The organism is Archangium lansingense (genome assembly GCF_026626635.1).
Taxonomy (GTDB): domain Bacteria; phylum Myxococcota; class Myxococcia; order Myxococcales; family Myxococcaceae; genus Archangium; species Archangium lansingense.
The window spans coordinates 3523921-3538042 of record NZ_JAPNKA010000001.1 but is presented as its reverse complement, the minus strand read 5'-3'; the positions used below and the strand labels follow the sequence as shown (position 1 = coordinate 3538042).

The window sequence follows — 14122 nt, the reverse complement described above, 5'->3', positions numbered from 1 at the left end:
ACACTCCTGGGCCGGACCCCACGGCCATCCGCGTGGAGGACCTGTGCGAGACGCACATGGATCCCTTCGCCAAGGACATCCGCAAGCTGCTCAAGCGCAAGTACGGCGTGCCCACCGAGCGGCCCACGGGCATCACCGCCGTGTACTCCATCGAGCAGCGGCGCCAGCCCCTGTCCCTGCGCTACGACGCGGACGACGGCTTCTCGTGCGTGTGCCCCAACGACAACGACTTCCACAGCTGCGAGCACCGCAACCAGATTGATGGCAGCGTGGCCTTCGTCACCTCCGTGTTCGGCATGAACGCAGCAGGTGTCGTGGTGCGGCGCCTGTCGCTGGGGCGTTGATGGCGCCTGGGCACCTGCTGAGCGAAAGCAATCACGCAGGCCCGTGCAGGGTGAGCCAAGCCAGAAAGACATGACCCTTCAGCGTCCGCTGACTGCTGAAGGCCCCGAGCTATGGAGCCACGGGTTGGGCGTTACGCGCCCGGGCTGGTGACATCCTCGAACTTCGTGCCCGTAGCTCCCACGCGCTCGAGGGCATTCCTGATTTCCTCCGAGACCACCAGCGCAACAGGCCATCCCCAGGGACGGAAGAGGTGCGCCCCTCCTACTCGGGAGGGGGCAATGCGCATGCCCGATACAACCCGGTACTCCCCCACCAGTTCCGGCTGCCCGTCTTCGGAGCGCCAATACTTCACCTCCTCACAGGCCGCGTCATCGATGCACTTCACCACGCGGAGAATGTTTAGGATGAAGTAGCTCCCGGTCTGCGACTCAACCTGGACCGGAATCAACTGAACGTCAGCGGGCGCCAGCGTTGCAAGGATGGACGCGACTTTCGCATGAACGACGGGGACCGCAGCACCGGCCAATGAGAAGTCCAACGGTCTGCCAGGGCCGTAGAGTGGGACTCGAAGTTGCCCCTTGATGTCGACCGGCTCGCCCCGCCTGAACAGCCATGTCCAAACTCTCGCCTCGTGTTCATCCACGGGAACACCCAGCTCCCAGCGCCCAGGGATGTGGAGATCATCGAACAGCTCGAAGTACTGCCGCGGCATTGTGATGCTCCTCGTGTCATTCCGTCCGGGTGACCAGCTTGTTGAGCCTGCTGCCCTCCATCTGGATTTCCACGGCCAGGTCCTGGAGTGCACGCACCAGTGCATCCGCACATTGCTGGAGGGTCCGGCAATTGGATCTCGCTCGATCCAATCGCTTGAACACATCTTGATGGTACGCCTCGGGGTGAGGCCCCTTGTGACCTGGTACCCGGACCTTGTTCGCCGGATCCTCCAGCGACATGCCCGCCCGGTCGAAGATCTGCCGGAACCGCTGCGTCCAGGGCCCACCTCAAAGGGTGGACTTCTCGTTCTCCACAGTGGCGATGTGATGGTTATCGCCCGCCTCGCCGCCTCCCTGCTTCTGCAAGGCGAGGATGGCCGCAGAGCCGGAGGGGAACGTGAACGTCAGTCTGCCCTCGGCCACGAACACCGCCTCCGCTTCGGCCGCAGCAGCGGGCAACCGGATGAGGCCTGCTGTTGCAGCATTCTGGACTGCCTGCGGGAACGGGGGCAGGCCGCCCCCCTTCAGTGGCCGTGGCGGAAATCAATCCCCAGAGCTCCGTGCCCAGGTAGGCCCACAGGAAGAGCGTCATCGCCGCGCCAATGCCCTTGGAGATGGTGGGGTCCGGAAAAGAGCAGCATGACGAAGTACAGGGCGAGACCGGTACACACGGCCGTCATTGCATGCGCGGAGAACTCCTTGAGGACCCCCGAAGCGCCTTCCATCGCCGGACCGATGGCCAGGATGACGCCCAGGGTGAACTTGTCCCGGTCGCTCAGCGTGGTGTCGTGTGGACCGTCCCCCAAGAGCGAGTGACAGTCCCCTGGAGTACCGTGCCGCTCGCACAGGCGCGCATAACCGCGCTCGACGTCCGTTCCCCGCGCGTCCCGCCATGAGGCCAGCACGAGCCGGCCGCCCAGGGGCGTCGAAGGGCGGGTAGCGGCGGGCAGCGGCACCTCAAGCAAGAACCGGGTGAACGCCTCACGGAACTCCGCCTCCGGCAGTTCAACGGCCGCGAAGTCGGAACTCGGAGTCAGAGTGACGAGTTTCCTTGGAACTGGCGGCGGGGCAACCAGCCGGCCATCCGGTGGGGAGCCAGTCACGCACGCGGCATGGAGGAAGAGGACGATGAGGGCCCAACCGCCCAACCAGGTGCGCCGCCACGCAACTGCCGGGCGCGAGCCAACGAGACAAGTGGACGCGCCAGTGCACCCGTAGGCCATACAGCTCCTCGTTGTTCGATTGAACGCTAGCGAAGGCTCACGCCACCTTCGCCGCCGCCGCTTCGCGCCCACAGGGGCGGCGGAAGGCGCAGCGGGTGCACGCGGACAGGTCCTGCGTCTGAGGGAAGGTGGACTCGTCCTTGGGCGTGTTGGTGGCTGGATCCGCCAGCAGCTCGCGCATCCGTGCCACGCTCTGCGCGAAGCGGGCCTTGAAGCCCTCCACCGCGTTGGCGTCCACCTGCACCTGATGCTCCACCCCGTCGTTCAGGTACACCAGCGACGCGCGCACCTTCTCCATCGGCAGCCGGTAGCGCTGCGACACGTAGAGCGCGTACCCCAGCACCTGCTCGTCGTACCCCTCGCGCGCCTTGCCCGTCTTCCAGTCCACCACCACCGGCGAGCCGTCCGCGTCCACGTAGGCAAAGTCAGGGATGGCGAACACCTTCACCCCATCCATCGTGAAGGTGGAGAAATCGGCCCCCGCGTCCACCTCCAGCCACTGCGCGGGCTTCAGCCCCTGGGCCAGCGCCGGCCAGCGCGAGCTGAAGAACCACGCCAGCGCCGCGCGCACCGTCTCCCAGTTCTGCTTCCACGCCTCGTCCGTCACCTGCTCGCCGTACTCGTGCTCCACCAGGCCGGAGAACGTCTTGCGGTACTTCTGCGTCCAGTACCCCTTGCTGCTCGAGTAGCGGAAGTCGTCCCGCATCAGCTTGTGCGCCCGCGCCTGCACCTTCTCCGGCTCCACCGCGCGCCCCGCCCGGATGTCCAGCAGCGCATCCTTGATGGCGTCGTGCACCACGCTGCCCGCCCACGCGTAGCGGTTGCCCAGCTTCTTGAGCACGTACAGCTCGCGCACCTCCTTCGGTGCCCCCGACTCCCAGCCGCCCCAGGAGCGGTAGTAGTAGAAGTAGTAGGCCCTCAGGCAATCCGAGAGCTTCTCGTGCCGGCTCTTGGACCAGGAGAAATCGTTGGCGAAGGGGGTGCGCCGCATGGGAGGCCGCGCATCCTAAACGGTGGCTCGCTGAACTCGAAAGAGGGACAGGCGTGCAGGCACACCCCAGCAGGTCCTTTTCCCCCTCCGGCGAGCCGCTAAGGTGCCGCGCCGTCATGGCCAACAGAGACTTCCAGGGAAAGGTGGTGCTCATCACCGGCGCCTCCAGCGGCATCGGCCGAGCTGCCGCCACCGCCTACGCCGCCCAAGGTGCCCACATCGTGCTCGCCGCTCGCCGCGAGTCCCAACTCCAGGACGCCGCGCGTGAAGTGGAAGCACTCGGCGTGCGGGCGCTTCCCGTCCGCTGCGACATCACCGTGGAGGAGGACGTCACCCGTCTCATGCGTGAGACGGAGGCCGCGTTCGGCGGGCTGGACATCCTCGTCAACAACGCGGGCCTCGGGCTCTACGGTCCCGTCGAGGGCTTCAGTGAGGCGCAGCTCCGCCAGGTGTTCGAGATCAACTTCTTCGGCCTGGTGCGCGTCACCCGCGCCGCCCTGCCCCTGCTGCGCAAGCGCGCTCCTGGCTCACAGGTGGTCAACGTCAGCTCCGTGCTCGGCCACCGGGGCCTGCCGCTGCTCGGCGGCTATGGCGCCTCCAAGGCCGCGGTGAACCTCCTCACCGAGTCCCTGCGCGCCGAGCTCGCCGCCGAGGACATCTCCGTGCTGCTCGTCTCCCCGGGCCTCACCGAGACCGAGTTCCGCGACGCCCGCCTCACCGCCGAGGGCTGGAAGCAGGACGCCATCCCCCTGAATGCGATGAGCTCCGGGGCCGTGGCCACCGCCATGGTGCGCGCCAGCCGCCGCAAGCGCCGCGAGACGGTGCTCACCCTGCCCGGCCGCGTCATGGTGCTCGCCAACCGGTGGGTCCCCGCGCTCTTCGACCGCGTGGCCCGCCGCATCGTCAATGCCGCCAAGACTCCATGAGCCCTCCACGCAAGCGCAAGGCGTCCTCCCCCGCGCCTCTCATTGAACCTGGACGCCGTGAGTCGCTGCGCTCGCGGCTGCTCGAGGGGTACGACCGGCAGAAGCGCGATCTGCCCTGGCGCCGCACGCGTGACCCCTACGCCATCTGGCTCAGCGAGGTGATGCTGCAGCAGACGCAGGTGTCCACCGTCATTCCTTACTGGGAGCGCTTCCTCCAGCGATTCCCCACGGTGGAGGCACTCGCCGCCGCGCCGCTAGAGGACGTGCTCGCCGGATGGCGGGGGCTCGGCTACTACTCGCGCGCGCGAAACCTGCATCGCGCCGCACAGGAGGTGGTGGCCCGCTTCGGCGGCAGGCTCCCGTCTACCGCCGCGGAGCTGCTCACCCTCCCCGGCTTCGGCCGCTACACCGCTGGTGCCGTGGCCTCCATCGCCTTCGGCGAGCCCGCGCCGCTGGTAGATGGCAACGTGGCTCGTGTCCTCTCCCGTCTCTTCGAGGTGGAGGGCGCCCCCGGAGACCGCGCCCGAGAAGCCCGGCTGTGGGAGCTCGCCACCGGGCTCGTCCACGGCGAGCGGCCCGGTGACTTCAACCAGGCCCTCATGGAGCACGGCGCCACGGTGTGCCGCCCGGAGAATCCGCTGTGCCTCCTGTGCCCCGTGCGCGAGGAGTGTCTCGCGTATCGCCATGGCCGTGTGGAGGAGCTGCCTCCTGCCAAGGTGCGCGCGGCCCCCAAGCGGATGACGCTCGCGGTGGCCGTCTGGTCACACGAAGGCCGGCTGCTGCTCGCCCGGCGCGCCGAGAAGGGACTCTTCGGTGGACTCTGGGAGCTGCCCGCCGCCGAGGTGGAGGACGACACCCCCGACCCGGCCTCCGCCGCGAAACTGGCCGAGGCGCTCGGCGCGGACGTCACCGTGCAGGGCCATCTCGGCACCGTGCGCCGGCAGCTCACCCACCGCGCCCTCTCGCTCCGGCTGCTGCGCGTGACGGGACGCAAGCACCCCACCCACGCCCCCTCCTTCCGCGAGCTGCGCTGGTGCACCCCCGACGAGGCCTCCTCGCTCGGCATGAGCACCGCCATGCACAAGGCGCTCGAGGCCGCGCTCAACGCAGGTGCACTTCGCGAGTAAGGACCGTCCGCTAGACGACAGCGCTCCGTCCGGCGTGTCGCTCCGACAACGGAGGTACTCGGGGCCAATTTCCCTCCTCTGGCCACGTGCCAATGCTGCGGGCCGCAGTTTTTCCACCTGGAGGAGAGCCCCCGCATGGCACGTACGCACGCCAAGACGTCCCACCCCACTCCGCCCCAGCACATTCCGGAGACCTCGGCACGCAATGCCTCGGCCTCCCACCGCAACAGCCCCCCCCATGAGCAGATCGCCAAGCGCGCCTATGAAATCTTCCTCGCGCGCGGCGGTGGTCATGGCCGTCACCAGGACGACTGGGCCCAGGCCGAGCGCGAACTGAAGCTCGGGCGCTGAGATGTCACAGCGTAGACCCGCGCAGACCCTCACCCCAGCCCTCTCCCAGAGGGAGAGGGGTAAGCCTCCGGTCCAGCCCATGGTGTCGGCCACCGAGGAGCATGGCACGGTGGCCGCGTGATGGATGGCGCGTCGACAAGCCTATCGCTGCTGAGCCTGCTGCTGGGCCCACGACTCGGGGAGGAGCTCCGCGAGGCGGGAGGCGGGGAAGCGGGTGTCGCCGAGCTTGGGCAGCACGTCGCGGAAGTAGGCCCACGGGTCCATGCCCAGCCGGTAGCAGCTGAGCACGAGGGAGTAGACACTGGCGGCCCGGTGGCCAGCGGCATCGCTGCCCAGGAAGAGCCAGTTCTTGCGTCCGAGGACAATGAGCTTGATGAGGCGCTCCACCTCGCCGTTGTCCACCGGAAGGCGTCCGTCCTCGAGGAAGCGGCCCAGGGGGAGGTAGCGGTTGCGCGCGTAAGCAATGGCCTTGCCCAGCGGCGTCTTGGCGGGCACGTGCGGGGCCCACTCCTCCAGCAAGCCGAAGAGTTCCTCGTAGACGGGGCGGCTGTGCTCGAGGCGCAGGCAAAGGCGTGCCTCGGCGGAGAGCCCCGCGTCCTGGGCCTGCCGCTCCACGGCGTACAGCTTCTGCACGAGCGTGAGCACCGTGCCGCCGCGAGCGTCTCCGGCCACGTATGCGCGCTCGAAGCCACGCCGGGCGTGCATCCAACAGCCCACCTCAATGCGTGGAGAGGTGGGGCCGAAGAGGGACTGGTAGCCCTTGTAGCCGTCCACCACCAGGTAGCCCCGGAAGTCGGCCAGCACCCCTTGGGGGCCCGTGCCACTCCAATCGGGGGTGTACTCCACGAAGACGTTGCCGCCCACTCCCACGTACGGCCAGAGGTGTCCGCGCTTGATGCCGCGGGCGTCGTCCCTGTCCAGCACGCGCACCCCGGTGTCGTCGGTGTGCAGCAAGGCGTCCGCCAGCGTGCGCTGCTTGAGCAGCGCCACCACGGGCGCCAGCAAGTCACTGGCCCCCGCCACCCAGTCGCCCAGAGTGGAGGCGGGCAGCCTCACCCCGTGGCGTTTGTCGAAAATGGCCTGCTGGCGGTGCAGGGGCAGCCCGTCGCGGTACTTGCCCACCAGTAGCTGCGCCAGCAACCCCGGGCCGGGCAGCGCTCCCGGCAATGGCGCCTCACCGGCGGGCGCGGCGGCCACCCCCTCCTTGCAGCGCTGGCACCCGAGCTTCGGGCGCTTCTCCACCCGCACGTAGAAGCGCGCCGGCTCCAATTCCAGTCGCTGGCTTACCTCCTCGCCCATGGGCTGCCTCTGCTCACCGCAACCCGGGCAGACGCACTCCTCGGCCGCGGGTTGCACCAGCACCTCGCGCCTCTCCAGGTGCGCGGGCAGGGCCTGGGCGCCGCGGAGGGGCGCGCGTCTGGGCGTCTTCTTCGGCGCGTCGGCCGGCGGGGCCGCTGGGGCGGCTGCCTGTGCACCGTCGACGGTGGCGGGCACGGCCTCTGGCTCGGCGGACTGCTGCTGGGTGAACAATGACAGCAGGAGTTGGAGCTGACTGGCGGGAGTCTTCTCACTGCGCCGCCCGTACAGCTGCCGCAGCGCCTGCTGGAGTCGCACCGTCGTGGAGCTGTGCTCCTCGCGCAGCCGACCCAACAGGCCCAACAACATCTCAACGGCCTGCTCGCCGCGGCCCTCCATCAGCAGTTGCAGCATGTAGGCGCGCACCGCCTCCATGTCGTCCGCCTCGAAGGCGGTCGGCTGGGCTTCTTCCTGCTGGCCCCTCTCTTCTTCAATGGTGACGGGAAAAGTCATGCGCACCGTGCCTATGCACGAAGTGGGGCCGGGCGCGCAAGCGCGGACTCAATGCACCTCGCCTCGCCGTACCGCGCTGCTGGCCTCCACCAGCGACAGCAACTCCGCGAGCTGCCGCGCTTCCAGGTGCACCGCGGCCTGGCCCTCTACGGGCGCCGGCACCCGAAAGCGCCCCGCCTCCAGTCTCTTGCTCACGGTGCAGTAGCCGTTGGCGTCCCAGAAGAGAATGCGCACGAAATCCCTTCTCCTCGAGAAGAAGACGAAGAGGTGGCCCGACTTCGGCTGCTGCCCAAGACTGCCCTGCACCAGCGCGCTCAGCCCGTCGGCCTGCTTGCGCATGTCGCACGGCTGCGTCGCCACCCAGATTCTCACCCCCTCCGGTAGCCTCAGCACCCCTGCACCTCCTTCACCGCCCGCAGCACCCGCGCCACCAACTCCTGGCTGGCTCTCGCATCCACTCTCACTCTCACCCCGCCCACCTCCACCTGCACCGCCTCCCCCTGCTCCCGCCCCACCTCACTCCGCTCGGCGGGCGCCACCTCCACGGGCACGAAGGCCATGGCCGTCCGCGCTCCCTCCTTTCCCTCTCGCCTGCGCGTCCAGAAGCGCAGCCTCTCGCGCGGTAACCCGTACTTGCGCATGAAGGCCGACTGCGTACCTCCTTCCGCCTCCCACGCTCGCACCACCTCTGCTGCTACCTCCGGGGTCCACCTCGGCTGCCGCGCTGCTTCCAACCACGCCGGCTCCGTCTTTGTCGTCGCTGTGTTCGTCGTCATCGCGCCGCGCACTCTGCGACCCCTCCAGCACCTCCACTACCTGGGCTGGATCGGAGGCTTACGGAGAGGGGCCTTACACGGGCTCAACCCAGGTGACTGGCACCCTCACCCTTTCCCTCTCCCGGAGGGCGAGGGGGGGTTCAGTGGTGGGGTTTCAGTGGTGGGGTTTCAGTGGTGGGGTTTCAGACGGGGATGGGTTAGCTGGCGTATGGGGGCCTCGGGGAGGACTTCTCGGCCACCAGCGCCTCCCGGAGCCGCCGCTGCGCGCTCTTGAGCTGCTCGAGGATCCGCTCGGCGTCCACCACCGTGCGCATCGCCAGGCCACACGCCGGCGTCAGCAATACCTGCGAGCCCACCCGCTCGAATGTGTGTCCCGGCGGCAGCGCCGCCTTCAGCGACACCTCCACCGCGTCCACCAGCTCCCCCACCTCATATGTGGAAGCCAGGTCCGTGGGGATGATGCCCAGGCTCAGCGTCGCCCCCGAGTCCAGGAAGCGCAAGAACGCTCCCGACTCCTCCAGCACCGCGTCCAGCGACAGCCTCACGTCCAACGACAGCACGTCCAGCCCCGCGTCCAGCAGGCTCGCCCAATCCGTGTTGCCGCAGCAGTGCACCCCCACCAGCGCGCCCTCTCGCTGCAGCGCCACCACCAGCAGCCTCAACTCCTGCATCGCCAGCAGGTGCCTCGGGTTGGAGCGATCGAAGGCGTACAAGCCCGGCTCATCCAGGAAGAAGAGCGGCGTCGTCCCCGCCCGGCGCAGCGCCTTCACCATCGCCAGCGAGCGCGCCAGCACCAGCCGGAAGATGGCCTCATCCAGCCCCGGCACTTCCAACGTCGCGAGCCCCTCGCTCGTGCGCGCCACCGAGCGCACCGTGAAGGGGCCCGCCAGCTGCGCCTTGGCGAAGGCCAGCTTCCGGTTCTCCACCTCCCAGAGGAACGGCCTCCAGGCCCGGCAGTTGTCCAGCGAGGGCTCGAAGGACTCCAGCGCTCCCGAGGACAGCGCCGCCTCCAGCCGCGCCAGGAAGTCCGCGCGCCCCGCCTCCCACGCCCCCAGGTCCACCGTGCACATGCCCTCGTCGTCCCACCTCAGGCCCGGCAACCCCTCGAGCGCCTGCGGAATCATGAACTCCGAGGACCGTCCCACCGGCAGCTGCGGCAGGAAGGGAATGTCCAGCGCGAGCGCGGCCTGCAGGCCCATCTCGAGTTGGGTGTGCGGAAGACTTCCGATGCCGGTGGTGGCACCAGTGGGCAGCAATTGGATGGCCCGGCGGATGTTCGGCGCGCTCATGCTCCCGAGTCTATCTCAGGAAGCCCGCGCTACCCGCTCTTCCGCACCCAGTGCCGCCCGGCCCGGACCGTCCAGCCACGTCTCCACCGTGGAGATGAATTCCTCCGGAATCTCCATCATCGGCGTGTGGCCCACTCCGGGGTACTCCACATATGTCCAGTCCGGCCGCACCCGCGCCAGCTCCCGCGAGTTGGCCACCGGCACCAGCCGATCCTCGGAGCCCTGCACCAGCAGCGTGGGCACCCGGATGCGCTTCTCCATCTCGCGGAACTGTTTCTTGCGCAGCAGCTGCATCACCAACGAGCGCGCCGCCTCGACGAAGGTCTCGTTGCTCCAGGGCATCCGCTCGTGCCGCTCGCGGGCGAAGTCCACGTGCGCCTGAACTACCCCCTCCGGGAACCGCGACAGGTCCCGGCAGCACAGCTTGAGCATGCCCAGCGTCAGCTTCTCCGGCCCAAATCGGGCCGCGCGCCGCTTCACGAAGAACTCGCCCAGGCCCGGAATCGAGTAGGCGGCGAACTGGAGAAACACGCCCGCCTCCATCCCGGTGTCATCGGCCCGAGGCTGTGCGGGGTTCACCAGCACCAGCCCGGACACCCGCTGGGGCTGACGCGCTGCTTGCAGCACCGAGATGGCGCCGCCCATGGAGTTGCCCATCAGGAGGACGGGCTCGTGAGGGGACACCGCCTGGATGAAGCGATCCAGCAGCGCCTGGTTGGCGTGAATGCTCGCCGAGCGCCCCTCCGGCGGCGTCAGGCCGAAGCCCACCAGGTCCAGGGCCAGCACCCGCGCACGCCGGGCCAGCTTCTCCCCCACCATCATCCAGTTGTGGTGCGAGCCTCCCAGCCCATGCACGAGCACCATGGTCGGCCCGGAGCCACCGAAGTCCTTGTAGTGAACGGGTCCATCGAGATCGAGCGTGCGCATGATCATGTCCCCTTCCCTACCACGGAAGGGCCAGAGACTGCCCGGAGTCGGGTAGCCTGCCCTCCCCATGCTCGAGCTCCCTCCCCTTCCCTCCTCGCTCCAGGCCTGGCACGAGCGCATCGAGTCCGTTGCCGCTCCCTGCCTCCTCTTCTCCGCCCGGGACGCGGAGGATCCAAACCTGCCCGGGTGCCGCTATGGAGGACATCCGCTCGCCCCACCGGGCACGCTGTGGCCCCGCTCGCCACAGGGGCCACTCGTCTTCGTGGGCCAGCTCGATTTCGCGGAGCTCGCCGAGTGCCGGGGCGAGGCCCTCCCCCACCTGCCCCGCGATGGAGTCCTCGCCCTCTTCTACGACGCGCAGGAGCAGCGCTGGGGCTACAACCCCAAGGACAGCGAATACTGGAAGCTCCTCTGGACGCCGCGCCGCTCCGAGGCCGTGCCGCTCGCGCCCCCGAAAGAGCTGGAGGAGGCGGGGCTGGCCTTCGACCTGCCCCTGCGGTTGGAGCCGCGACTCGGCGTCTCCCTGCCAGACCCCTGGGACCGCCGTGCGCCCCTGCCCGCGGACGCGTGGGGCCAGGAGCAGGCGGACGACTACCTCGTGCTGCGCGAGCGGCTCACCGGCGGCGAGCACGCGCACCAGGTCGAGGGCCATCCCTGGTGGATACAGAATGACGCGCGCCTGGAGGCACAGCTCGTCACCCATGGGCTGTACGCCGGCGGCTCGCGCGGCTTCGACTCCCCCGAGGCGCGGCGGCTCGAGCCCGGTGCCTCCACCTGGCGCCTGCTCTGGCAGATCGGCTCGGACGACCAGACAGGCTTCACCTGGGGAGATGGGGGCAACCTCTACCTGCTCATCCGCGAGCAGGACTTGCGCGCCTGCCGGTTCGACCGGGCCTGGCTCGGCCTGCAGTGCAGGTAGGGGCCGAGGGGCCTACCCACTGCTGCCTGCCCCGTTGGCCTCAGACGCCGCGCTCCTTCGACTTGCGCTGGTCGAGCATCAACATGGCGCTCAGCTCGAAGATGGAGTCGATGCGGTCCACCCGATAGAGCTCCTTGGCGATCCAACACTTCACCTTGGTGTCGGGCCGGGCAAAGGGCCGGTAGTTCTGCAGCATCCAGGCGAAGGCGCGGTCCAGCGACAAGCTGATGCCCTGATGGGTGAAGCCGTGGCGCTCCAGGTAGGCGAGCATCAGCACCGCGTAGGCCGTCTCCGTCAGGTTGGTGGGGCCATTGGTGCTCCAGCCGCCGTCGCGGTTCTGGCACACGAGCACGGCCTCGACGGCTTCGCGCAGCTCCTCCACGTGCGGAGAGCCGATGAGGGCGATGGCGGCGTGGCTCGTCGTGTACAGCCAGGAACGGTTCCACTTGTCCACCGTCCAGCGCCCATCCGCGTCCCGGCGGTCGAGCAGGAAACGCTGGAAGGGAGCCACGTCCCGGCCCATCACCATCAGGGCGTGGATGCAGCGGGCCGTCACCGTGGGAGAGGGGTGCAGCTCGCCCGCGTAGGCGACGAAGTGGTCGTCATTCTGGAAGCGGTAGAGGACGGACAGGTCGACCGGGTAGCCGAACTCGTGCAGCAACATCACGGCTGCTGCCGTGTCATCACCGTCTTGCAGGAAGTGGTCGCTCATGGCGATGCCCTTGGAGCCCAGGGCCGCGACCAGCTCCTTGACGATCGGCACCACCACGCCCTCGAGGCGGGAGTCCTTGAGCACGCCGGCGATCTGCAAGGCGTAGAGTGCGAAGAGCTGCTCGTAGCGCTCGAACGGATAGATGGTCGAGCTGACACCCGGAATGCCCATCTCGCACGCACGCTCGGCGTTGGCCAGGTACCTGCGCGCGCGCTGCGCGGTCTCCTCCAACTCCGGCCGGCCCGAGGCCGCCTTCACCCACGCCGCCGTTGCCGCCGGGCTGTGGCTGAGGCCTCCCGAGCCGTCGATGAGCTGCGGATACGGCTCCGTGCCGGTGATCTCCCAGACGTGATTCCAGGGCATGCCCGGCAGCAGCGGCAGCTTCGCGACCGACTGACGCTTGCGCTCGCCGAACTCGAGCAGCTTGCCGTAGGGCCTGCGGGGAATGTGCATCTCCCCGGCCGCGTCGAGCTGATTCAGCAGCCCCGGCAGGACGATCTCCCCGCCCACGGGCAGGTCCACATGGGCCGTGGTGGCCCACAGCGCCGCCTGCTTGCGCAGGAAGGCAATGCCCTCCTGGATAGCGGCTCGGGTCCCCTGGCGCCGGCCGTACCCGCGCAGCGCGAGCACCGCCGCCAGGGTGGGAATGTCCCGGTGCAGCGGCATGACCGGGTCTCCCCAGCCTCCATCGGGATGCTGCTGCGACAGCAACCACTCCACGGCAGGCCACCCTCCCTCCGCCGGAGGCAGGGTCATGAGGATCTGCGCCGTGTCATAGACGGACGGGCTCATCAGCCCGCCCTTCGATCCCAGGGTGGAGATCAGCGAATGCAGCTCCGCCAGCAAGACTTCCTGAATGCGATTCATCAGACCTCTTCGGGGCACATCCGCGCGAGCGAATCGCTCCTACCCGCTGGACTCGGGATGGTGGAACTCGCGCTGCATGTAGAACATCCGGCTGAAGTGGCCCGTCGCCACGAGCGTCTTGCCCCAGGGCAGCAGGGACTCGGGGAGCTTCCCTGCCACATCCACGAGCGACTCGAGGTGCTTGCCAGAGCGCTCCACGGCCTCTCGCTCGGCTTGCGCCTCGGGCATGCCCGCAGCGCACAGCAGGGTCAGGCTGTTGAACTTCCCCTCGGCGCGCTCGCGCTCCAGGCTGCGCACGTCATTCATCCACCGGCTCAACAGCGCCATGTCCGACAGGGCGCGCTCGATGCGAGGCTCTTCGAGTGGATCCGCCGACAGCTCCGGCCCGAGCACCACGAGCGCCGCGCTGTGGTACATGGGCGCGCCGCAAGTCCACCGCGACACGTCCAGGTAGTGCTCCAGCGAGGGCAACGCACCGTCCTGCTGGTAGCGGCGCTTGTCTCGCAGCTCCGTCAGGTGGCCGGAGCACATGCGACGGAAGTGCTCCTGCCAGAGCGCCAGGTAGCGCCGCGCCCCGGCAGCCGCGTGAAGCTGCCTCGCCACGTCCTGCACCGCGGCCCCCACGACGCTGGCCTCGTCCGTCCCCGTCCAGTCCTGGGAGTCCGGAGCCCGAGCGGTCTCCACATAGCGCTCGAGCGCGGCTTGCAGCTGCGCATCCTCCAGCGAGCCGATCTCCCCATCGGCGATGTCGTCCACCGCGAACACCAGCAGCCCCGTCTTGGCGATGAGCAGGTGCTGCTCGAACGTCACGTCCGGGTGGCCAGCAACACTCCCCAACGTGGCGGGCTTGAGCCGCGAGGCGAGGATGGCCGGAAAGCGCTCCCGCCAGGCCATCAGTGCGGGCAACAGCTCCTTCACCCGTGCCTGGATGCGCTCGAGGTGCTCCTTCGGAATGTCCGGAGACTGAGCCTCCGCGTACTGGTTCTTCAGCTCTCGAACGACTCCGAAATGACGGCCTTCCGGACGATGCGTGCTCATGGGCCCCCAGGGATGAGGCAGTAGGCCCCACCGCGCCAGCAGTGAGCTTGGAAATCTACCACTCTGGGACAAAACCGCCCCAGGTAGCCTCACATCTCCCTGTTCCCTA

The 14122-nt window shown here is 68.7% G+C and carries 13 protein-coding genes and 2 pseudogenes; 5 read left to right on the top strand and 10 right to left on the bottom strand.

Features of this window, described 5'->3' with window-relative positions; translation table 11 throughout:
• Nucleotides 1–14 precede the first annotated feature (14 nt).
• Nucleotides 15–344, top strand: a pseudogene (locus OV287_RS14310) (tRNA threonylcarbamoyladenosine dehydratase); the annotation flags it as partial.
• Nucleotides 345–475: 131 nt separating this feature from the next.
• Here the strand turns inward: OV287_RS14310 and OV287_RS14305 are convergent.
• The 3 genes and pseudogenes from OV287_RS14305 to OV287_RS14285 form a co-directional block, all read right to left on the bottom strand.
• Nucleotides 476–1057, bottom strand: coding sequence for an imm11 family protein (locus OV287_RS14305; RefSeq protein WP_267534574.1), 582 nt, complete (start codon nt 1055–1057; stop codon nt 476–478).
• A 16-nt stretch (nt 1058–1073) separates the two neighbouring features.
• A pseudogene (locus OV287_RS56700) lies at nt 1074–2281 on the bottom strand (AHH domain-containing protein).
• Between the two features lie 37 nt (nt 2282–2318).
• The gene (locus OV287_RS14285; RefSeq protein WP_267534570.1) at nt 2319–3272 is read right to left on the bottom strand and encodes a PD-(D/E)XK nuclease family protein; all 954 of its coding nucleotides are present in this window, start codon (nt 3270–3272) and stop codon (nt 2319–2321) included.
• Nucleotides 3273–3388: 116 nt separating this feature from the next.
• Here OV287_RS14285 and OV287_RS14280 point away from each other — a divergent pair, with 116 nt between their 5' ends.
• The 3 genes from OV287_RS14280 to OV287_RS14270 all read left to right on the top strand — a co-directional run bounded on the left by OV287_RS14280 (nt 3389) and on the right by OV287_RS14270 (nt 5676).
• Nucleotides 3389–4198, top strand: coding sequence for an SDR family oxidoreductase (locus OV287_RS14280; protein ID WP_267534569.1), 810 nt, complete (start codon nt 3389–3391; stop codon nt 4196–4198).
• The gene (gene mutY, locus OV287_RS14275) at nt 4195–5325 is read left to right on the top strand and encodes an A/G-specific adenine glycosylase (protein ID WP_267534568.1); all 1131 of its coding nucleotides are present in this window, start codon (nt 4195–4197) and stop codon (nt 5323–5325) included. The genes OV287_RS14280 and mutY overlap by 4 nt, the downstream gene beginning before the upstream one ends.
• Nucleotides 5326–5460: 135 nt before the next feature.
• Nucleotides 5461–5676 (top strand): DUF2934 domain-containing protein, encoded by a 216-nt coding sequence (locus tag OV287_RS14270; protein ID WP_267534567.1) that lies wholly within the window; start codon nt 5461–5463, stop codon nt 5674–5676.
• Between the two features lie 141 nt (nt 5677–5817).
• On the opposite strand, the gene tnpC is transcribed toward OV287_RS14270, so the two are convergent.
• The 5 genes from tnpC to OV287_RS14245 all read right to left on the bottom strand — a co-directional run bounded on the left by tnpC (nt 5818) and on the right by OV287_RS14245 (nt 10477).
• A complete protein-coding gene (gene tnpC, locus OV287_RS14265; protein WP_267533915.1) occupies nt 5818–7485 on the bottom strand; it encodes an IS66 family transposase in 1668 nt (555 codons plus the stop codon).
• A gap of 48 nt (nt 7486–7533) precedes the next feature.
• Nucleotides 7534–7845, bottom strand: coding sequence for an IS66 family insertion sequence element accessory protein TnpB (gene tnpB, locus OV287_RS14260; RefSeq protein ID WP_267533914.1), 312 nt, complete (start codon nt 7843–7845; stop codon nt 7534–7536).
• Between the two features lie 26 nt (nt 7846–7871).
• Nucleotides 7872–8261: an IS66 family insertion sequence element accessory protein TnpA gene (tnpA, locus tag OV287_RS14255; RefSeq protein ID WP_267533913.1), complete on the bottom strand. Its 390-nt coding sequence runs from the start codon at nt 8259–8261 to the stop codon at nt 7872–7874.
• Between the two features lie 197 nt (nt 8262–8458).
• Nucleotides 8459–9550, bottom strand: a complete 1092-nt coding sequence (locus tag OV287_RS14250) for a uroporphyrinogen decarboxylase/cobalamine-independent methonine synthase family protein (protein ID WP_267534566.1) — start codon at nt 9548–9550, stop codon at nt 8459–8461.
• Nucleotides 9551–9565: 15 nt separating this feature from the next.
• Nucleotides 9566–10477, bottom strand: coding sequence for an alpha/beta fold hydrolase (locus OV287_RS14245; RefSeq protein ID WP_267534565.1), 912 nt, complete (start codon nt 10475–10477; stop codon nt 9566–9568).
• 67 nt (nt 10478–10544) lie between these two features.
• Between OV287_RS14245 and OV287_RS14240 the strand changes: the two genes are divergently transcribed.
• Nucleotides 10545–11396, top strand: coding sequence for a YwqG family protein (locus OV287_RS14240; protein ID WP_267534564.1), 852 nt, complete (start codon nt 10545–10547; stop codon nt 11394–11396).
• A 40-nt stretch (nt 11397–11436) separates the two neighbouring features.
• On the opposite strand, the gene OV287_RS14235 is transcribed toward OV287_RS14240, so the two are convergent.
• Nucleotides 11437–12975 (bottom strand): prenyltransferase/squalene oxidase repeat-containing protein, encoded by a 1539-nt coding sequence (locus OV287_RS14235; RefSeq protein WP_267534563.1) that lies wholly within the window; start codon nt 12973–12975, stop codon nt 11437–11439.
• Between the two features lie 39 nt (nt 12976–13014).
• On the bottom strand, nt 13015–14013 hold the full coding sequence (locus tag OV287_RS14230; protein ID WP_267534562.1) for a terpene synthase family protein: 999 nt from the start codon (nt 14011–14013) through the stop codon (nt 13015–13017).
• Between the last annotated feature and the right edge of the window lie 109 nt (nt 14014–14122).